Genomic DNA, 19,133 nt, shown 5'->3' with positions numbered 1-19,133 from the left:
GTCACCGTTCCCGTGTACTCCAGGACCGGGCGGCTGCCACCGCCGCCGCCCGGTCGTGGACACCGAGTTTGCGGAAGATCGACCGAACCTGACTCTTCACCGTGTTGTGCGAGACGAAGAGCTCGTCGGCGATCTCCCGCAGCGTCAGCGGACCGCAGAGGGCCCGCAGCACCCGTTGCTCCCGCGACGAGAGATCGCGTGCGCGCTGCTCGCGGCGCGCCGCGGTCCGGTCGAGCGCGGCGAGGACGTCGCGGGCGGCGGCCCGGCTCCGCTGCTCCAGCTCGTCGGGGAACGCCTCGAGCACCTCGAGGACGGTGCGGGCGGCGGCCCGGGCACTCTGCGCCGCACCGGCCGACAGGTGCGCGGTGGCGAGCGCGAGGTGGGCGTTCACCACGACCCACCGGCACTGCGGCGAGAGCCGGTCGGCCACGGCGATCGCCTCGTCGGCGAGCAGGTCCGTGTCGGGGGCGCCGTCGCGAGCGGCGGTGAGAGCGAGTCCGGCGAGCGCATGGACGAGGGCGAGCTGGTCCCCGGAGATCCGGGACGCGACCTCGGCCCGCCGGAAGCGTGCGGTCGCCGCGACGCCGTCGCCCGACCACATGAGGGCGAGTCCGTCGGCGACCTCCGAGATCGCCATCCAGAGCCCGTGCAGCGGAGGATCTGCGTCGCGGTCCGGCACCGTTCCGCTCGGCACCGTCCCGCTCGTCACCGTCCCGCTCGTCACCGCCTCGGCCAGCCGTCGGGACGCGGCGACGGCGACCCCGACGGGCAGACCCGGTTCCAGCTCGGTGGTCTCGGCGGCCGCCGCGACGTCGATCCATCGCCGCCAGCCGCGGTGGTCGCCGGCGGCGATCCGGGCCATCGCCGCGACGACGCACGTCCGCGGGTCCGGCGCCAGCTGGTCGGGGGGCAGGGTGTCGAGGGCGTCGTGGACCACCTCGGGCCGTCCCGACAGCACGCATCGTTGCCAGTGGGCGAGCAGCGAGCGACGCGCCGTCCCACCGTCGCCCAGCTCGACGTAGCAGCGGGTCGACAGGTCCAGTCGGCCGTGCGTGGCGAGCCACTCGGCGTGTCTGCGGCGCAGCGCGACCGACGACTCCCAGTGCTCGACGGCCAGCTCGTCGCGCAGGTGTGCGGACAGCACCGGATGGAGGGTGAAGACGGGCCCGTCGGCCACGGTCGCGAACTGCGACGTGTCCGCGAACTGTGCGAGCAGGCGGCCGGCGGCGGCGTTGCCCGTCAGATGGATCGCGAGCGCGGGGGAGGTCGCGCCCGCGACCGAGACGGCGTACAGCAGGTGCCGGACCTCGGTCGTCACCCGGCCCATCACCTCGGAACGGAGGTAGTCCCGGATGGTGGGCCCGGCGCCCCGCCTGCCGAGCTCGGCGACGAGCCCCACACCCAGCGCCCAGCCGTCCAGCTCAGGGAGGTCGTGGCCGACGAGGGCGCGCACGTCGGCCGGCTGCAGGCGCAGCTCGTCGGCCGTGATCGTCGTGGCCAACCCGCACGCCCGGCCACGGGCGATCCAGCTCGGGCTGCGGTGTCGGGTCGTGACGAGCAGCCGCAACAGAGCAGGCCGCCGCTCGACGAGGTCCTGCAGTACCAGCTGCGCCTCCGGGTCGGCGATCGTGTCGGCGCCGTCGAGGACCAGCCGGCACGGACGGTCGGCGGTGTACGGGCCCGCAGCGAGCACGCGGGCGAGCCGCTCCGGCCACCAGTCGGCGTCAGGATCCGCCGGCCCCGGGGCGGCCCCGACCGTGGCGAGGACGTCGTGGCGGAGCGTGTCGGCGGAGTTGTGCCGCGGGGCGACGCGGACGACCCGGACGTGCCGTTCGCCGCGGGCCCATCCGTCGACCAGCATGCTCTTGCCGGCCCCGGCCGGGCCACTGACGACGACCACGCCGTCGGTGCTCGACCGGAGCCGGCCGATCAGACGGCCGTCGCGGCCGGGGGTGCGCGACCACGCCGGCGGCGGGTCCGGACGCCCGGCCATCGATCAGGCGATCCGGCCGAACTCACCGCGGAAATGGACGAGCGGGCGACCGGCGCCGTGGTGCTCGAACGTGCGCACGGCGCCGACGAAGATCGTGTGGTCGCCGCTGGCCACCTCGGTGGCCACGTCGCAGACCACGCTCGCGAGCGCGTCGCGGAGCATCGGGACGCCGTGCTGCTCGTCGTACTCGACCCCCGCGAAGCGGTCGCCCTTCGCGGCGAACCGGCGGGCGAGGTCCCCGGAGGCCTCACCGAGCACGTTCACACCGAAGCGACCGTGGGTGGAGATCGCCTTCCGGGTGAAGAGATGGTTGCCCACGCAGACCAGCAACTGCAGCGGATCGAGGGAGAGCGCCGTGACGGAGCTGGCCGTCATGCCGACGGGCAGGTCACCGGCCCGGGTGGTGATCACCGAGACGCCCGAGGGCAGGTGCGACATCGTCGCCCGGAAGGCGACGGTCTCGTCGGTGAGAGGCGAAGCGGGCACTGGAACCTCCGGAACGTGTGGTCGTGGCATCGACCGACCTGTCTCGACTGGGTCGGTGCGACCTTGCCCCGATGCCGCGTACCTCACATCGCGTGAACACGTGATTTCCGGGCCGGCGGCCGGCTCGGAGCACCGCATCGACGGAACAACGACGCCGGACCACGGTCGTCGGACGAAAGGAGTCGGACATGAGTGAGAACATTTCGGCACGGCCCGACGAGCGCCATTCCGGTGCCCAGAAGGTGGTATTCCTCTGTTTCACCGAGCCGGCCGAGGGAGTGTCCTCCGACGAGGACATCCGGCCGAACCTCGACTCGCACAAGCAGTGGCTCTCCGACATCGAGAGGTCGGCCCAGCTGCTCTTCGCGGGCCCGATGCTCGGCGACGACTACCGCTACTCGGGCTCGGGGCTGCTCGTCCTGCGCGCCGGGTCGATCGCCGAGGCGAAGGAGATCGCCGATCGCGACCCGTTCCATTCCCAGGGCCTGCGGTCGTACCGAATCGTCCCGTGGCAGCTCAACGAGGGCTCGTTCGACGTGCGGATGACGCTGTCGGACACCCGGTTCGAAATCCTGTGAACGGGGTCGGAGGCCGAGCCCGCCGAGAGTCGAGGAGAAGATGATGGGACCGGACATCGGACTTCTGGTCGTTCGAGCCCTGCTCGGGTTCGTCCTTTTCGCGCACGCCACCCAGAAACTGCTCGGATGGTTCCACGGGCCGGGACTCGGCGGGGCGACGACGGTGTTCGAGGCGTTGGGCCAGCGTCCGGGACGGCGGATGGCGGTGCTCGCGTCGCTGTGCGAGCTCGTCGCCGCGGTCCTGCTCGCCCTCGGGATCGCGACGCCTGTGGGCGTGGCCGTCGGGACCGGCACGATGCTGGTCGCGGGGGCCGCGTCGACCATGAGGTCGGGCTCGCGGTGGAACACGGGCGGCGGAGGGGAGTACCCGCTGGTGCTCGCGGTCGTGGTGGCGACGGTCGGCTTCACCGGTCCCGGTGGGTACTCCGTCGATGCCGTCCTCGGGCTCGCGACGCTCGAGGCCGACGTCCGGGTCGGCGCGATCGCAGCGGCCGTCGCGATCGTGGTGGCCGCGTTCCCGATCGTGCGGACCCGCCGGGAGCTGCGGCCGGAGACCCGCGTGGCCAGGACCGGCTGACCGACGCCGCACCCCGCCACACGGGTCGTCCCAGACCGGGCGACCTGGGCGGCGGGCCGTCCGGGACGGCCCGCCGCACCGCTCTCAGCCGGGAGTGTGGTTGTAGCCGGGCAGGATCAGGTGGCCCGCGTCGATCGGCAGGGCCACGCCGGTGATGTCCTTGGCGTCGTCGGACACGAGGAACAGGACGCCGTTGGACAGGGTCTGAGGGTCCAGGAGCCGCCGGTCCTTCAGCGCGGTCCAGTTCCTCGTCGCGTCCCAGAGATCGGAGTGGCCGGCGCCGGGGAAGATCAGGTTGTCGTAGAGCCCCTGCCAGTCCACGATCTTGGTGTTCGCGGCTCCCGGGCAGATCGCGTTGCAGCGGATGCCGTAGCCGCCGAGCTCGAGCGCGACGTTCTTCATCAGCATGACGACCCCGGCCTTCGACACGTTGTAGTGCGTGTAGCCGGGGCCGGTCTCGATCGCGTTGATCGAGGCCGTCATGCAGATCGCCCCCCGGCCCCGCTCGATCATGTGCGGGGCGACGGCCTTGGCCGCCCGCCACATGCCGGACAGGTTGATGTCGATCATCTGGGTCCAGCGTTCTTCGCTCATCTCCCAGAAGTTCTCGATGCTCAGCACGCCGTGGTTGGCCACCAGGATGTCGATCTGGCCGAACTCGGACAGGCCGGCGGCGACGGCCCCGTCCAGTGCCTCCTGCGACCGCGCGTCGCCCTCGACGGCGATGATGCGGCGGTCGAGTTCCTCGACCCCCTTGACGGTCTCGGCCAGGTCGTCGCTGCCGGAGAGCTCGTACTCGATGCTCTCGACACTGCCCGGCACGTCGACCGCGATGATGTCGGCGCCCTCACGGGCCAAGGTCAGGGCGTGCGAGCGGCCCTGACCGCGCCCTGCGCCGGTGATCAGTGCGACCTTGCCGTCGAGCTTTCCCATGACGGTCCTCCTGGTTGGGAATCGTGGGCGGTCAGGCGGGGGTGCGGGCGGGCGCGGTGAAGCGGAACCCTGGGTAGTCGTTGTCCTTGGCCTCGCGCAGCCGCTCGGCGTAGGCGCCGAGACCGGCCATGTAGAACATGATCGTGACGGGCTTGCCCGGGACGTTGGCGCCGTTGATCCACGAGTCGACCTTCGGGAACAGCGTCGAGTTCCCGATCTCGTCGCAGGTCGCGACCCACGCCGACTCGGTCTCGGCCGCGGGCTCGATCGTGTCCATGCCGGTCTTCTGCAGGTGCCGGATCGCGTCGGCGATCCACTCGATCTGCACCTCGTCGGCGGGCGGCTGGTTGGTGAAGGGCCCCATCGGCCCGAACATCATGAACATGTTCGGGAAGCCGCTGGTCATCAGCCCGAGGTGCGTCGTCGGCCGGTGCGCCCAGTGGTCGGCGAGGTCGACGCCGCCGCGGCCGGTGTGTGCGATCTTGAGCGTATTGCCGGTGACGGCGTCGAAGCCGGTGGCGAACACGATCACGTCGAGGTCGTACTCGGCGTTCGTCGTCCGGACACCGCGCGGGGTGATCTCGACGATCGGGTCGGACCTGACGTCGACGAGCGCGACGTTGTCGCGGTTGTAGGTCTCGAAGTAGCCGTCGCAGCAGAGCGGGCGCTTCGCGTAGAGGTCGGTCGGCGTCAGCATGCGCGCGGTCTCCGGGTCCGTGACGGTCTCGGCGATCTTGCGCTTGATGAAGTCGGTCGCCGCGTTGTTCGCGAACAGGTCGACGCCGATGTCGCTGAAGGTGGCGAACATGAACTGGAAGCCCCCGCCGTGGTCCCACCACTTCTCGAAGACCGCCTCACGCTCCTCGTCGCTGACGGCGCTCGCCGGCGTGGTGCTCTCCGCGAAGCCGAAGCCGGTGATCGAGTTGCGCACGTGCTGCCAGTAGCCCTCGTAGTCGGCACGGATGGAGGCGAGGAAGTCCGCGTCGATCGCGCCGTGGCGCGCCGGGACGCTGTACTGGGCCGAGCGTTGGAAGACCGTCAGATGGTCGGCCTCGGGCGCGATCTCGGTGATGACCTGCACGCCGCTGGAGCCGGTGCCGATGACGCCCACGCGCTTGCCCGCGAAGCTCGTGCCGGACTGCGGCCAGCGGGCGGTGTGGAAGATCTCGCCGGTGAAGCTCCCCTGGCCGGGGAAGGCCGGCATGTTCGTCGACGACAGCAGGCCGACGCCCTCGATGAGGAACCGGGCGGCCAGCCGCTCGCCCGCATCCGTGACGACGAGCCAGCGGTTGACGTCCTCGTCGAACGTCGCGCTGAGGATCCGGGTCTCGAGGGTGATACTGCGGCGCAGGTCGTAGCGGTCGGCGACGTGGTTGAGGTAGGCGAGGATCTCGGGTTGACGCGGGTAGCGCTCGCTCCACTGCCACGTGTCGAAGAGGTCCCGGTCGAACGAGTAGCAGTACGCGGTGACCTCGGTGTCGGCGCGGGCCCCGGGGTAGCAGTTCCAGTACCAGGTCCCCCCGACGCCGGGCGCGTCGTCGAAGGCCCGGACGTCGAGGCCGAGATCGTTGCGCAGGACGTGAAGGGCGAGGAGTCCGGCGAAGCCGGTGCCGATGACGACGGCATCCAGCTCGACCGGCTCGACGCCGTCTCGGTTGTCGGTCGGTCCGCTCATGGCACCGATCGTCAGCGACGCCCGTCACAGCGTGCTGTCCCAATTCGGTACGTGGCCCGTGTTCCAGATTCGTACAAGTGCCCGGCGCCGCGGTTGCCTACGGTCGGCGCAACGGAGGGAGGGGAACATGGCGTGGATTCGGGGAGCCGGGCTGACCGCGTTCGGTCGTCTGCCGGGCAGGGACGCGTCGGGTTGGCAGGCGACCGCGGCGAGGCTCGCGATGGCCGATGCCGGGGTGCGCCCGCAGGACGTCGACGGCCTGATCGTGGGGTATGCGACGACGCTCGACCACCTGATGCCGGCGAACCTGCTGGGGGAGTACCTCGGAATCACACCGAGGGTCGCGCTGGGCGCGGCCGTGGGCGGCGCGACGGGGCTCGCGATGGTCGCGCAGGCGGCGTCCCTGGTCGACTCCGGTGCTGCCTCGACGGTGCTCGTCGTCGCCGGGGAGGACAGGGCCAGCGGCCAGAGCACGCAGGTCTCGACGAGCACCCTCGCGCAGGTCGGCCACCGCCGCTACGAGGTGCCGATCGGGGCGACCGTGCCGCAGTACTACGCGCTCCTCGCCTCGGCGTACCTGCACGAGCACGGCCTCGACCCGCGCGACGGGCTGGCTCCGCTCGCGGTCGCGATGCGCGCCCACGCGGCCCGCCGCGACGGCGCACAGTTCCGCGAGCCGGTCACCGTCGACGACGTCGTGGCCTCCCGCCCGGTCGCCGCGCCGTTGCATCTGCTCGACTGCTGCCCGATCTCCGACGGCGGGGCCGCGGTCCTGGTCGGGCCCGGCGGCTCGGCGCGTGACGTCGAGATCGCGGGTACGGGACAGGCCCACCTGCACCAGCACATCAGCGAGGCCGATCCGCACGAGTTCGGGGCCCGGTTGTCGGCCGGGCGGGCGCTGACCGCGGCCGGCGTCGAGATCGACGACGTCGACGTCTTCGGCATCTACGACAGCTTCACCATCACCCTCGCGCTCCTGCTCGAGGAACTCGGACTCGCACGGCCCGGACGGGCCGGGGCCGCGGCAGCCGACGGTTGCTTCGACCTCGACGGCCCCACGCCGGTCAACACCCACGGCGGGCTGCTGTCCTACGGACACTGCGGCGTCGGAGGCGGGATGGCGCACCTGGTCGAGGTCGTCTTGCAGCTGCGCGGCGAGGCGGGTGACCGACAGGTCGGCGGCGCCGCGCAGGGCCTCGTGCACGCCGACGGCGGCGTCATGTCCGCGCACGTCACCGCTGTCCTGCGCACATCGGGAGGTGCAGCGTGAACGACTGGACCGACGGCGAGCCGCGCGTCGTCGTGAGCGGGTGCGACGACTGCGGTCACCGCTGGTACCTGCGCCGCGAATGCTGCCCGCGCTGCGGCGGGCCGGTGAACGAACGCATCAGCGAGGGCGGCGGCCGCGTGACCGCGACGACGGTGGGGGACCGGGGCGCGATCGCACTCGTCGACCTCTCCGAGGGTGTGCGGGTGCTGGGCCGCTGCGACCCGACGCTGCGGCCGGGCACCGCCGTCCGGCTGACGTTCCACGCCGAGGCGGGCGAGCCCGTCGCGGTGCCCTACTTCGAGGCGGAGAGCACGTGACCGACCTGTCGTTCTTCCACACCCCGGGGTCGGTCGCCGTGATCGGCGCCTCCGACAACCCCGACAAGATCGGCGGCCGGCCGATCGAGTACATGACGACGCTCGGCTACCGGGGCGCGCTCTACCCGGTCAACCCGAGCCGTCCGATGATCCAGGGCCTGCCCGCGTTCGGATCGGTCGACAGCCTGCCCGAGGTTCCCGAGGTCGCCGTCGTCGCGGTCCCGGGGCAGGCTGCGGTCGACGCGGTCGAGACCTGCGCGCGGCTCGGGGTGCGCGGCTGCGTCGTCATGTCCTCGGGGTTCGGCGAGACGCCCGATCCCGACGGCCGCCGTTGTCAGGAGGAGATGCTGCGCGCCGCACGCCGAACCGGGATGCGCATCGTCGGCCCCAACACCCAGGGTCTCGCGAGCTTCGGGTCCGGAGCGGTGCTCGGCTTCTCGACGATGTTCACCGAGCTGCCGCCGGCCGACGGGCCGGTCGCCGTCGTCAGCCAGAGCGGAGCGATGTGCTCGGTGCCCTACGGGGTCCTGCGCCGGCGGGGGGTCGGCGTGCGGTACGCCCACGCGACGGGTAACGACGCCGACGTCAGCGCCGCCGAGCTCGCCGCGGCGGTCGTGGCCGACCCGGCCGTCCGGCTCCTGGTGCTCTACCTCGAGGACATCCGGCACCCGGCCGCGGTCGAGGAGCTGGCCGACGTGGCGACGAGCCGCGGCGTGCCGGTCGTCGCGCTCGCGGGCGGGCGCAGCGCCGGTGGCCGGCGCGCCGCCGCCTCGCACACCGGGGCGCTGGCGAACGAGACGCGCGTCGTCGACGCCTTCTTCGAACGGCTCGGCATCTGGCGGGCCCGGCACTCCGCGGACCTGACCGCCGCGGTCGACCTCTACCTCCAGGGTGCCGCACAGCCCCGCTCGCCCGCCGCAGGGGAACAGGGGCTCGCGATCGTCAGCAACTCCGGCGCGATCTGTGTGCTGGCCGCCGATGCCGCCGCCGACCACGACCTGGACCTGGCGACGTTCACCACGCACAGCCGCGAGCGTCTGGGCGCGGCGTTGCCGGCGTTCGCGGCGACCGCGAACCCCGTCGACGTCACCGCCGCCCTGATGACCGACAGCAGCCTGTTCGGCAAGGTCCTGCCGGTCATCGGCGCGGACCCCGGGGTCGACGCGTGCGTCGTCGGCATCCCGGTCGCCGGCCGCGGCTACGACGTCGCGACGATCGCCGCCGACGTGCGCGCGTTCGCGCAGGACAGCGGCGTTCCGGTGGCGGTGGCGATCGCCCAGCCCGACGTGGGTGCCGTCTTCCGCGACGCAGGGCTCGCCGTGTTCGACGACGAGGGCGCCGCCGTCGCGGCGTTGGCGCAGGTGAGGCGACACGGCGAGATCGCCGCGGCTGCTCCGGGCCGCGGCCGGCTCTCGACGCGCCGCCCCGGGGCCTCGGTGCACACCCTCGACGAGGCCGACAGCCTCGCCGCGCTCGCTGCGCTGGGCCTCGCGACCGTCGCCGCCACGCGCTGTGCGGACGCGGACGCGGCCGTCGCGGCGTTCGACGCGCTCGGGGGCGTGCCCGTCGTCGTCAAGGGCTGTACCGCTGCGATCACTCACAAGTCCGACCTGGGCCTGGTGCGGCTCGGCCTGACCGACGCCGAGGAGGTCGCGCGGGCCGCCCGCGACGTCGTGGACATCATGGCGCGCAACGGGGTCGCCGAGGGCGCGGTGCTCGTCGCGCCGATGGTCAGGGGCGCACTCGAGGTGATGGTCGGTGCGCACCTCGACCCGTCGTTCGGGCCGGTCGTCGTGCTCGGCGCCGGCGGGACGGGCGTCGAGGCCGTGCCCGACGTCCGGGTGCTCCTGCCCCCGTTCACCGCCGCCGACGCGCGCGCGGCGGTCGCCTCGCTGCGCATGGCGCCACTGCTGGGCCCGGTGCGCGGGGACGCGGCCGCCGACGTGGACGCGTGGGTCGACATGGCCGTGCGGCTCGGTCGGGAGATGGTGCGGCCCGGGTCGCGGATCGCGAGTGTGGACGCGAACCCGGTGATGTTGCACCGCGGTGTCGGCGCGGGGGCGGTCGCGGTCGACGCGCTCGTGCTCGTCGACGGCGGCGCGGAGCTCTGATCCGGGCGACGATCAGCCGATGACCGACCCTACGTTCCCGACCTACGCCCAGCTCCTCGCGCGGACGGACGCTCCTCCCGGCTCCGCGTGGGGGGTCTGGGGCGCCGGCGACGAGATCGGCACTCTCAACCACCTCACGCCCGAACGGGTCCGCGACGCCGCGGCGCTCGTGCGCACGGGGGAGCGGATCCGGCTGGACCACCCGCTCGAGGCGTTCGACCCGCCACCCGCGCCGGCCCGCAAGCTGCTGCGGCACACGATGTTCGGAGCGAACGAGCATCACCGCGACGAGTACCTCGACGGCTTTTACACCCAGGGCAGCAGCCAGCTCGACGGGCTGCGCCACTTCGCCCATCCCGAGCACGGCTTCTACAACGGGACCGATCCCGGCCGCCTGCAGCCGGGGTTGCCGACGCTCGGGGTGAACCGCTACTCCGAGCACGGCATCGTCGGGCGCGGGGTGCTGGTCGACGTCGAGGCCCACCTGCGGGCTCGCGGCCACCTCATCGACCACGACGCCGGTGAGCCGATCGAGGTCGCAACGGTCGTCGAGGCGGCGGCCGGGCAGGGCGTCGAGCTGCGACCGGGCGACATCCTGATGGTCCGCACCGGCTGGGGGCACCACTACCTCCACGAGCTCGACCCGGACGGCAGGCGCGCGCTCACACCGCTGCGGGCCTCCGGCCTGGCGGCGTCCCTGGAGACCGTCGAGTGGCTGTGGGACAACAGGTTCGCGGTCGTCGCGAGCGACACGTTCGCCGTCGAGGCGTGGCCCGCGCCCGAGGACTCGCCGTTCCTCACCGCCGCCGAGCGCGCCGGTACCGACCGGATCCCGCACAGCGGGCTGATGCATCGTGTGCTGATCCCGTTGCTGGGCATGGTCCTCGGCGAGCTGTGGGCGCTCGACGAGCTCGCGGCCGCCTGCGCCGCCGACGGCCGCTGGGACTGCATGCTCGTCGCGACGCCGCTCAACCTCACCGGCGGCGTGGGTTCGCCGAGCAACGCCGTCGCGATCCGCTGACGACCGCGACCCCGACCCGCCTCCGCTGCGCCGGGCCCTGCGCGACCCCGGGTCGAGCTCGACACCCGGCACAGGGGCCGGCGCCCGGTCCGGACATGCCGCGGCCGCCGTCCCCGGTGGGGGACGGCGGCCGTGTCGGAGAGAACTCAGCCGTAGCGCCGGACCAGCCCGGCGAGCTCGTCGAGCCGGGCGAGGCTGTCGCTCTCCGACGCCGGCTCGAGGACGACGGCGACGCGCTCGGCGCCCCCGTCGCGGTAGGCGTCGAGGACGGCGAGATCGTCGCCGTCGGCGCCGAAGACGCTCATCGGGGCCCCGGGGGCGTACTCGGCGCGCATCTCGAACTGCGCCTTGACCCCGTCGGGGTCGAGAGCCCCGCCGTGCAGCCAGCCGTCGCCGTGCACGGTGGCACGTCTGGCGGCCGCGGGACCCCAGCCGCCGACGTAGAGCGGCAGCGGCTTCTGCACCGGCTTCGGCCATGACCAGATCGGGTCGAAGTCGACGAATCTGCCGTGGAACTCGGCCTCCTCCTGGGTCCAGATCGCTCGCAGGGCCTGGAGTTGCTCGTCGAGCAGCGCGCCACGGGTGCTCGGGTCCGTGCCGTGGTTGCGCATCTGCTCCTTGTTCCAGCCGGGAGCCACGCCGAACAGCACCCGGCCGTCCGAGACGACGTCGAGGCTCGCGACCTCCTTGGCGGTGTAGATGACGTCGCGCTGGGTCATCAGCGCGATGCCCGTGCCGAGGGTGATCCGGGACGTCACCACGGCGGCCGCCGTGAGTGCGACGAACGGGTTGAGCAGCCGGGCGTAATAGTCCGGCATGGGCCCACCCAGCGGGAACGGTGACTCCCGGCTGACCGGGATGTGCGAGTGCTCGGTGACGAACAGGGACTCGAACCCCCGTTCCTCGACGGCGCGTCCCAGGACGTCGGGCCGGATGGCCCCGTCGGCGACGAACGCCCCGATGCCGATCTTCATGTCGTCTCCTCGGTGAATGGGTTCGTCAGACCCGCTGGAACCCGGCGTCGACGGGAAGCGAGATGCCCGTGATGTAGCGGGCCTCGTCGGACGCGAGGAACGCGATCGCGTTCGAGATGTCGCGTGGCTCGATCCACGGGATGGGGAGTGCGTTGAGGGCCGTGTAGGCGGGCACGCTCTCCTCGCGGGTCGGGTTCTCCGAATCGGGGACGAAGGCCTTGCGCAGCGCCGGGTTCTGGATCATGTCCGTGTCGCAGTTGGTCGGGTGGATCGTGTTCACCCGGATGAAGTGCGGCGCCAGCTCCAGCGCGAGGGTCTGCATGAGCCCGATGACGCCGTGCTTGGCGGCGATGTAGTGCCCCGCGCCCTGGACCGGGCGCAGCGCCACCGCGGTGCTGGTCAGTGTGATCGAGCCACCGCGACCTCCGGCGATGATGTGCGGGATCGCGGCCTTGCACGTGTGGAAGACACCGGTGAGGTTGACACCGATCATGTCGTTCCACTGTTCGAGGGAGAGCTCGTGGACCATCCCGAGGCTCACGATGCCCGCGTTGCCGCAGACGATGTCGAGGCGGCCGAGATCGGCGACGCCCGCGTCGACGGCCTGCGCGAGCTCGGCGTACTCGCGGACGTCGGCCCGGGTGGCGACGATACGACGGTCGAGCGCCTCGACGAGGCGAACCGTCTCCTTCAGGTCCTCCGGTGTGGACATCGGATACTCGATGGTGTCGACCTGACCACAGAGATCGACGGTGATGATGTCGGCGCCCTCCTGGGCGAGCCGGACGGCGTGCGACCGGCCTTGCCCGCGGGCACCACCGGTGATGAGGGCGACCTTGCCCTCCAGCCTTCCTGCCATCGTCAGCTCATTTCTCGTTGTAGAGAGCGTTGATCGCGACCGGGTCCTTGTAGAACGAGTCCAGACCGACGATCTTGCCGTCGCGGACGGTGTAGATCTCGGTGACGCGGGTCGCCAGCGAACGGCCGCTACCTCGCGAGGTGAAGGTCATGTCCAGCCGGGAGACGATCACGTCTCCACCGTCGATCAGCGAGTTCTCGTCGATGCGAGGTTCGACGCCGGCCGTCATCTTCTCGATCAGCTTCACGAATCCGGCGGGGCCGGTGAACCTCCCGGAGAAGTCCATGCCATCGGCCTCGTCGACGACGGCGTCGTCGGCGAGCCTGGTCAGGGCGTCCTCGAGGTCGCCCCGGATGAAGGCGTCGACGAATCCCTTCACGACCTGCCTGTCGGCCTCACTCATCAGTTGCCACCTTTCGCTCGTCGCCATGTCCGGCCGTGGTCGGCTGTCCGACGACCGACGCTAGGAGTCGCGTTCCGGGGGTTGTTGTTCCACCTTGGGACAAGCGCGCCGGTCCGCCCGGTCACTCGGCGGGTGCGGGGGTGGCCGGCCTGGAATGGCTGTGGCTGAGGACGTCCTCGAGCTTCGGGGTTCGCACGGCTGCGGCCGCCTCCTGTGCGGCGAGCTCGCGCTCGAGTGTCCGGTTGTCGCCGCGGACCCGGGCGACCCACGCCCGACCGGCCTCCGGGGTCATGTGGCAGAGCCCGAGGACATCGGGGTTCCGGGCGCAGAGGGACTGTTCGGGCGGTGTCAGCGGGGGCCGTCGCCTCTCTCCGCCGCCGGCAGCGCCACGGCTCAGACCGACAGGTGACCACGCGCGGCGGGCCGGCGTGCCGCAGGCCGGGCAGGTCCGGGTGGCGGGCGGAGGAGCGGCGGACCAGCTCTCGAACCGGCCTGCGCAGGTGGGGCACGAATAGTCGACGAGGATGGCCATCCTCACAGGAGAACAGCGCCGCCGTTTGCGGACCTGTGCCACTCTGGCACACCGGAATCGCGCCGGTGTCCCGAAATCACACACCATTCCCGCGCGGCGCCCGCCTACGGTGCAGATTCCGTGACCGGGACCGACGGATGCCGTCTCCCGCGTCCTCACCCGGATCGGGGAGGCTCCCCGACCGATCCCGCGCCGAGATCAGGCGAAAGGAAGAACCATGCCGTCCTCCGCAACGTGCAAGCGGCTGTGGGCGCTCGACTCGCCCAGCTTCACCCTGGACGCCTCGACGCTGATGTACGGGCTCAGCGGTGAGCTGACCGTCCCGCTGCCCGCCTACCTCATCGAGCATCCGAAGGGACTGGTCCTGTTCGACACCGGCCTGGTGCCCGAGGCCCACGACGACCCCGAGGCCGTCTACGGCGAGCTCGCGACCATGACCCGGCTGGAGGTCAGGCCCGAGCAGCGGCTCGACCGCCAACTCGCGGCCCTGGGCTACAGGACCACCGACGTCACCCACGTCATCGCCTCGCACAGCCATCTCGACCACACCGGCGGTCTGTCGCTGTTCCCGGAGGCGAGGTTCTACGCGGGCGAGGGCGAGCTCCCGTTCTCGTTCTGGCCCACCAGGATCGGCGCCGGGTTCTTCCGGCCCGCCGACATCGAGGCGACCCGGCACTTCGACTGGAACTACATCCCGGGCACCGACGTCGACCTTTTCGGCGACGGCAGCCTGACGGTGCTGTTCACCCCCGGCCACACCCCGGGAGAGCTGAGCCTGCTGGTGCGGCTGCCCTCGCGGACGTTCATCTTGACCGGTGACACCGCGCACCTGCGAGCTGCGTTCGACCAGGAGGTCCACTTCCCGATCGACTCGAACACCGAGCAGGCGGTCCGCAGCCTGCGCCGGCTCAAGCTGCTGCGCGACGCCGCCGACGCGACGGTGTGGATCACCCACGACCCCGAGGACTGGGCCGCCTACGGCCACGCCCCGCACTGCTACGAGTGAGCGGCCGGGCCCCGACGACGACGTGGGTGGCGCCGCCCGGGTGCCACCCACGTTCGCGTCCGGGAGCTCGATCCCGGGCACTCAGCCCAGTGCGACCTCGACCCACGAGTCGCCGCCCCACGGAGTGACGATCGTGCCGCTGCTGGCGGGCCCCTGCTGCTTGAAGTGCTCGGGGAGGTCGTCGCGCAGGTCCCAGGTCGCGTCCAGACGGCCGAGACCGACACAGATCGCGGCGATCTGGCCCAGCTCGACGATCTCGCCGTCGCTGTAGTACTTCCGCAGGTCGTCGTACACCGTGTCGTCGATCGACAGGTGGTTCGTCGCGAGCCGGTCCGCGTAGTCGAGCGCGGCGCGGTCGGCGTCGGTCAGGTTCGGTGCCTCCTCGGGCTTCTCCAGCGAGCACACGAGGTCCTCGTCGACCCCGTCGAGCGTCGCGTGGTCGTAGCGCATCGCCATGCAGCTGCGGCACTGGTTGTGGAAGGCGATCCGCAACCGCACCAGCTCGACCAGACGCGGCGCCAGTGACGTGTCGGTCATCCACGCGCCGAAGAACGTCACCAGTGTCCGGACCCGTTCCGGGCGGGTGGCCCGGGCGTGGATCTTCATCACGAGCGGCACGTCGTCACCGATGAGGGGCGTGTACACCTCTGGTGCCGCGGGCGCGATCCGAGCCATGTTGTCTCCTCGTCGACCTCGTCGTCCGGACCGGGTGGTTTCCGGACCGATGGCCCATCGTCGGACCGGGGGGTGCGAGGGGAGGTGTCCCAACTTCGGGCACATGGCCGCCGGAGCACGAGAGGTAGGCAGCCGTCCCACGGCGGGCGGTGGACCCCGCACGCGGTCGGGACCGGCTACGGGTCCGCCCGGGGGCCGCGAGGGGCTCGGCGAGCAGCCCGGGTCGACGGGCCGACCGCGGCGCAGATCGGCGAACCCGCCGCCGGCGCGGATCAGGGCCAGGTCCTCCTCGACGGACGTGCTGCGGGCGCGGCGGCGCCGGAGCGGGCGATCCACGGGACGGCACGCAACCGGTTCCGGGGCGCGGCGATGGTCGCCACGCTACCGCTCGGCGGAGTTGTCCCAGGTTGGGACAGCCGTGAACGGAACATGACGGGCACGTTGACAGGGCTGTGGCGCCGCTCATAGTGTCGTCGGTCGACAGGCGACAGTCGCCCGTGATTTCGGTCTGAGGAGTACGAGATGTCCGCAGCACCCGCGCCGCCGGCGCCGGCGGTGGCACCCGCGTTCGATCACCGCCGGCTCGACGAGCTGATGGAGCGGGCCGGGCTCGACGCGCTGTTGGCGACGTCGAAGCACAACGTGCAGTACCTGCTCGGCGGTCATCGCTACTTCTTCTTCGACTACATGGACGCCATCGGGGTGAGCCGGTACCTGCCGGTCGTCGTCTACGTCCGGGGCCGTCCGGAGGCGACGGCCTACATCGGCAACGCCACCGAGGACTGGCAGCTGGACAACCGTCCGCTGTGGGTCTCCGAGGTGGAGCTGTCGAGCTGGGGCGCGGTCGATGCCGTCGACCGTGCTCTCGCGCACCTGCGCAGGGTCCGCCCCGGAGCGGTCACCGTGGGCATCGAGCCCTCGTTCCTGCCGGCCGACGCCTACCTGCGGCTGACCCAGGACCCCGAGGTCGACGTCGCCGACGGCTACCTCGCGCTGGAGCGGCTGCGGGCGCGCAAGACCCCGCAGGAACTGGCCCTCGTCGAGCAGGCCTCGACGGCGATCGTCGACTCCATGGTCGCGGTCTTCGGCAGCCACGGTGTGGGGACGACCAAGCACGAGCTTGTCGAAGCACTGCGCAGGGAGGAGACGGCTCGCGGCCTGATCTTCGAGTACTGCCTGGTCAGCATGGGCAGCAGCGCCAACCGCGGCGCGTCCGACCAGGCATGGCGGCGCGGCGACGTGCTGTGCCTCGACTCGGGCGGCAACCTCGGCGGCTACATCGGCGACCTGGCCAGGATGGCGGTCCTCGGCGAGCCCGACGGCGAGCTGCAGGACCTGCTCGGCCACGTCGACGAGACGCAGCAGGCCGCGCGCCGGTCGATCCGACCGGGCGCCCGGGGCGAGGAGATCTTCCACGCCGCCGACGAGGTCGTCCGTCGCGGTGAGTTCGCCGCCAGCACCTCCTTCGTGGCGCACGGGATGGGGCTCATCAGCCACGAGGCGCCGCGACTGACCGCGACCGGCCCGGTGCCCTACCCCAACGACCACGGTGACCAGCCGCTCGAGCAGGGCATGGTCCTCTCGATCGAGACGACGCTGCTGCATCCGACCCGCGGCTTCATCAAGCTCGAGGACACCGTCGTCGTCACCGACGACGGACACCGGGCCTTCGGCGACGGGGCCCGTGGCTGGTCGGTCGCGCAATGCTGACCTCGCTCGGCTGTTGCGCGGGGCGTCCGCAGGTGACTCAATCTCACGGACCGACGACACGCCCAGCGTGATTGCGCTCCTCGTCGCCCGCCACCAGGCGCGGCGGCGTGCGCCGGACGGTGGCCCGGAACTGCTGCTCCAGCGCACGGCACGCCATTCGACACAGCCGTTGCACGTGCCCTGCCGACGGGAGGCCAACGATGTCCACCACCACCTACGCTCGCCAACTCCGCGCCGCTCGCGACGAGTTCGTCGTCACGGGCCGCGTGCCCGAGCGCTACCGTGCCGCCGTCCGTCCGGAGATCGCCGCATCGTGGGCCCGGTCGCGCAGCGGCGGCGTGTCCCCGGAGGAGGTGCACCTGCCCGCGTTGCCCGAGGTCGACGAGAAGAGCGAGCTCGCCATGGTCGCGGGTCCGGTGCTGGACCGGCTCGCCTCCGAGATCGACGAGCTCGGGGGTGCGGTGTTCCTGGCGAACTCGCAGGCACAGCTCGTGCGGAGCTGGATACCGGACGAGATGGTTCGGACGTCGTTGAGACGGATCCTCGCCGAGCCCGGCGCGAGCTGCAACGAGGCCCACGTCGGGACCAACGGCATCGGCACCGCCCTCGCGGACGGAAAGACCAAGATCATCGGCGGTCCGGAGCACTGGGGTGAGCTCCACCAGGACATGACCTGTGTGGCGGCCCCGATCGTGCATCCCGTGACGCGGCGGACGGCCGGCGCGCTCAACGTCACGCTGATGGACCAGCAGATCCATCCGGCCCTGACCGCACTCGTCCGCTGGGGGATCGAGGAGATCCGCCAGGGTCTGCTCGAACAGACGGGCAAGGCCGAGCGGCTGCTGTTCGAGCAGTTCATGGCCCGCCGCCGTAGCGATCGGCCGTCACTCCTGCTCAGCCCTCGCCTCTGCATCGCGGACCCGGCGGCCGCGGCGCTCCTGCCCGACCTCGACGCGGCCGAGCTCTGGGACCAGGTCAGCAGTTCCCGGCAGCCCGGCGGCGCGACGGAGCTCGAGCTCGCGGACGGCGCTGTGGTCCCGGTGAACGTGACTCCGGTGGAGGAGGGGCTGTTGATCGAGGTCCGCCGACAGGGGCGGCCGCCTCGACGTCGCTCGGCGGTCCGCCCACGCGCGTGCGCAGCGTTCGCCGCCGCGGCCGAGGCCGGCGCGGACGCGATCGCGGCCGGTCTGCCGCTGCTGATCACGGGCGAGACCGGCGTCGGCAAGTTGACGCTGGCACGTCGGCTCACCAGCGCGGACGCGGACCTCGACCCGCTGATCGTCGTCGACTGTCGCGCTCACGTCGACGAACCCGGCCGGCTCGCGGAGGACGTGCGCACCCTGGGCGCCGGCGCCCGGGTTCTGCTCCTGCGCCACCTCGACGGCATCGGGTACCCGGCCGCTAAGCTCCTCGCACCGGTCCTGGAGATGCTCACGTCGAGCCCGCGCCCGCCGCAGCTGATCGCGACGACGACCAGGCGGCGCAACGGGCCCGACGTCCTGCAGGTCGTGTTCGAGCGGTTCGCCACCGTCACGGTCGAGGTGCCGCCCCTGCGCGACCGCGTCGCCGACCTGCCGACGCTGCTCTCGGCGCTGACGGCCGGACACGACCGGCGAGCGCGCTGGAGTCCCGAGGCGATCGAGGTGCTCGGCCGACGGACGTGGCCGGGCAACGTGCGCGAGCTGGAGAACGTCGTGCAGCGAACGCTGAGCAACAGCGGTGGCCTCATCCGGGTCGCGGACCTCCCGCTCGACGTCCGCCAGGAAGCGGGCCGGCGCAGCTTGACCCGGATGGAGCGCGCCGAACGTGACGCCATCATGGCGGCCCTGGAGAACTCGCGGGGCAACAAGGTGATCGCGGCGGAGGAGCTCGGAATCTCGCGGTCGAGCCTGTACCGCAAGATCGAGAGGTACGGCCTGGCCGATGCCGGCCAGGTCGAGGTGCGCCTTCGCAGCTGACCGGTCCGTGGCGGACTGCGGTCGCCTGTCGACCGGATGGTAGGTTGCCGACGAC

General features: G+C 71.9%; 18 protein-coding genes. 9 read left to right on the top strand and 9 right to left on the bottom strand.

What is annotated here, in order from left to right; genetic code table 11:
* Window position 1: 1 nt before the first annotated feature.
* Window positions 2–1,993 (bottom strand): LuxR C-terminal-related transcriptional regulator, encoded by a 1,992-nt coding sequence (locus PSD17_RS00585; RefSeq protein ID WP_339120898.1) that lies wholly within the window; start codon window positions 1,991–1,993, stop codon window positions 2–4.
* Between the two features lie 3 nt (window positions 1,994–1,996).
* Entirely contained in the window at window positions 1,997–2,479 is a 483-nt protein-coding gene (locus PSD17_RS00580; RefSeq protein ID WP_013674370.1) for a flavin reductase family protein, read from the bottom strand.
* A 188-nt stretch (window positions 2,480–2,667) separates the two neighbouring features.
* Here PSD17_RS00580 and PSD17_RS00575 point away from each other — a divergent pair, with 188 nt between their 5' ends.
* Both PSD17_RS00575 and PSD17_RS00570 read left to right on the top strand, forming a co-directional pair.
* A complete protein-coding gene (locus PSD17_RS00575) occupies window positions 2,668–3,057 on the top strand; it encodes a YciI family protein (protein ID WP_013674371.1) in 390 nt (129 codons plus the stop codon).
* Between the two features lie 43 nt (window positions 3,058–3,100).
* Entirely contained in the window at window positions 3,101–3,634 is a 534-nt protein-coding gene (locus PSD17_RS00570; protein ID WP_013674372.1) for a DoxX family protein, read from the top strand.
* 84 nt (window positions 3,635–3,718) lie between these two features.
* On the opposite strand, the gene PSD17_RS00565 is transcribed toward PSD17_RS00570, so the two are convergent.
* Together PSD17_RS00565 and PSD17_RS00560 are read right to left on the bottom strand one after the other, a co-directional pair.
* Window positions 3,719–4,567 carry a mycofactocin-coupled SDR family oxidoreductase gene (locus PSD17_RS00565; protein WP_013674373.1) on the bottom strand — a complete coding sequence of 283 codons (849 nt, stop codon included), beginning with the start codon at window positions 4,565–4,567 and terminating at the stop codon, window positions 3,719–3,721.
* Window positions 4,568–4,598: 31 nt separating this feature from the next.
* Complete coding sequence (locus tag PSD17_RS00560) at window positions 4,599–6,242, bottom strand: flavin-containing monooxygenase (RefSeq protein ID WP_339120897.1); 1,644 nt, start codon at window positions 6,240–6,242, stop codon at window positions 4,599–4,601.
* Between the two features lie 127 nt (window positions 6,243–6,369).
* Between PSD17_RS00560 and PSD17_RS00555 the strand changes: the two genes are divergently transcribed.
* The 4 genes from PSD17_RS00555 to PSD17_RS00540 are packed head-to-tail and all read left to right on the top strand — an operon-like array spanning window position 6,370 to window position 10,961.
* The gene (locus PSD17_RS00555; protein WP_013674375.1) at window positions 6,370–7,512 is read left to right on the top strand and encodes a thiolase family protein; all 1,143 of its coding nucleotides are present in this window, start codon (window positions 6,370–6,372) and stop codon (window positions 7,510–7,512) included.
* The gene (locus tag PSD17_RS00550; protein WP_013674376.1) at window positions 7,509–7,829 is read left to right on the top strand and encodes a Zn-ribbon domain-containing OB-fold protein; all 321 of its coding nucleotides are present in this window, start codon (window positions 7,509–7,511) and stop codon (window positions 7,827–7,829) included. The genes PSD17_RS00555 and PSD17_RS00550 overlap by 4 nt, the downstream gene beginning before the upstream one ends.
* Window positions 7,826–9,940 carry an acetate--CoA ligase family protein gene (locus PSD17_RS00545; protein WP_013674377.1) on the top strand — a complete coding sequence of 705 codons (2,115 nt, stop codon included), beginning with the start codon at window positions 7,826–7,828 and terminating at the stop codon, window positions 9,938–9,940. The genes PSD17_RS00550 and PSD17_RS00545 overlap by 4 nt, the downstream gene beginning before the upstream one ends.
* Window positions 9,941–9,959: 19 nt before the next feature.
* Window positions 9,960–10,961 (top strand): cyclase family protein, encoded by a 1,002-nt coding sequence (locus tag PSD17_RS00540; protein WP_339120894.1) that lies wholly within the window; start codon window positions 9,960–9,962, stop codon window positions 10,959–10,961.
* Between the two features lie 146 nt (window positions 10,962–11,107).
* Here the strand turns inward: PSD17_RS00540 and PSD17_RS00535 are convergent, their stop codons facing one another.
* The 4 genes from PSD17_RS00535 to PSD17_RS00520 all read right to left on the bottom strand — a co-directional run bounded on the left by PSD17_RS00535 (window position 11,108) and on the right by PSD17_RS00520 (window position 13,489).
* Window positions 11,108–11,935 carry an LLM class F420-dependent oxidoreductase gene (locus PSD17_RS00535; RefSeq protein ID WP_013674379.1) on the bottom strand — a complete coding sequence of 276 codons (828 nt, stop codon included), beginning with the start codon at window positions 11,933–11,935 and terminating at the stop codon, window positions 11,108–11,110.
* A gap of 25 nt (window positions 11,936–11,960) precedes the next feature.
* On the bottom strand, window positions 11,961–12,794 hold the full coding sequence (locus tag PSD17_RS00530) for a mycofactocin-coupled SDR family oxidoreductase (protein WP_103380798.1): 834 nt from the start codon (window positions 12,792–12,794) through the stop codon (window positions 11,961–11,963).
* A 7-nt stretch (window positions 12,795–12,801) separates the two neighbouring features.
* Entirely contained in the window at window positions 12,802–13,197 is a 396-nt protein-coding gene (locus tag PSD17_RS00525; RefSeq protein ID WP_013674381.1) for a nuclear transport factor 2 family protein, read from the bottom strand.
* 121 nt (window positions 13,198–13,318) lie between these two features.
* On the bottom strand, window positions 13,319–13,489 hold the full coding sequence (locus tag PSD17_RS00520; RefSeq protein WP_013674382.1) for a hypothetical protein: 171 nt from the start codon (window positions 13,487–13,489) through the stop codon (window positions 13,319–13,321).
* Window positions 13,490–13,946: 457 nt separating this feature from the next.
* Between PSD17_RS00520 and PSD17_RS00515 the strand changes: the two genes are divergently transcribed.
* Window positions 13,947–14,735: an N-acyl homoserine lactonase family protein gene (locus PSD17_RS00515; RefSeq protein ID WP_103380796.1), complete on the top strand. Its 789-nt coding sequence runs from the start codon at window positions 13,947–13,949 to the stop codon at window positions 14,733–14,735.
* An 81-nt stretch (window positions 14,736–14,816) separates the two neighbouring features.
* On the opposite strand, the gene PSD17_RS00510 is transcribed toward PSD17_RS00515, so the two are convergent.
* Entirely contained in the window at window positions 14,817–15,410 is a 594-nt protein-coding gene (locus PSD17_RS00510; RefSeq protein WP_103380795.1) for a carboxymuconolactone decarboxylase family protein, read from the bottom strand.
* Between the two features lie 522 nt (window positions 15,411–15,932).
* Here PSD17_RS00510 and PSD17_RS00505 point away from each other — a divergent pair.
* Window positions 15,933–17,120, top strand: a complete 1,188-nt coding sequence (locus tag PSD17_RS00505) for a M24 family metallopeptidase (RefSeq protein ID WP_339120890.1) — start codon at window positions 15,933–15,935, stop codon at window positions 17,118–17,120.
* 200 nt (window positions 17,121–17,320) lie between these two features.
* Window positions 17,321–19,078, top strand: coding sequence for a sigma-54-dependent Fis family transcriptional regulator (locus PSD17_RS00500; protein WP_339120888.1), 1,758 nt, complete (start codon window positions 17,321–17,323; stop codon window positions 19,076–19,078).
* The last annotated feature ends 55 nt before the right edge of the window (window positions 19,079–19,133 follow it).

The sequence above is a fragment of the Pseudonocardia sp. D17 genome, assembly GCF_036984265.1.
Classification (GTDB): domain Bacteria; phylum Actinomycetota; class Actinomycetes; order Mycobacteriales; family Pseudonocardiaceae; genus Pseudonocardia; species Pseudonocardia benzenivorans.
Note: the sequence above shows the minus strand (reverse complement) of the source record. Positions and strands in the feature narration are given on the sequence as shown.